The organism is Nesterenkonia salmonea (assembly GCF_005771525.1).
Classification (GTDB): Bacteria; Actinomycetota; Actinomycetes; order Actinomycetales; family Micrococcaceae; genus Nesterenkonia; species Nesterenkonia salmonea.
The window spans coordinates 1-323 of sequence record NZ_VAVZ01000139.1 but is presented as its reverse complement, the minus strand read 5'-3'; the positions used below and the strand labels follow the sequence as shown (position 1 = coordinate 323).

Genomic DNA, 323 nt, shown 5'->3' with positions numbered 1-323 from the left:
GGCCCGGAACTTCCCTCCAGGCTTCGGTATCAGTCGCTGCTTCACCGGCGAGGGCTGGAACTGACGCGCCTTCACCCGGTGGCGAAGATCGGTCAGAAACTGCAGCCAGGTCCCCTCAGCGACAAGCCGACGAGCTGTCAGCCCATCAACTCCTGCTGAGCGCGCCCCAGTGTTTCCTGCAACCCGCTCCCACGCTACGCGCAGGAAAGCAGGGTCAGCCACGAGATTAAACAGGTCGCTGAAACAGGCCGTGGCGTCCTGCTTCGACCATTGATGCAGTTTGAGCTGTATTCCCAGTACCCGCTCCCGAGCCTCAACGAGGC

General features: G+C 62.2%; 1 pseudogene. It reads right to left on the bottom strand.

The annotated features are described in order from the left end of the window. Window positions 1-323 (bottom strand): annotated as a pseudogene (locus tag FEF26_RS15845) (group II intron reverse transcriptase/maturase); the annotation flags it as partial.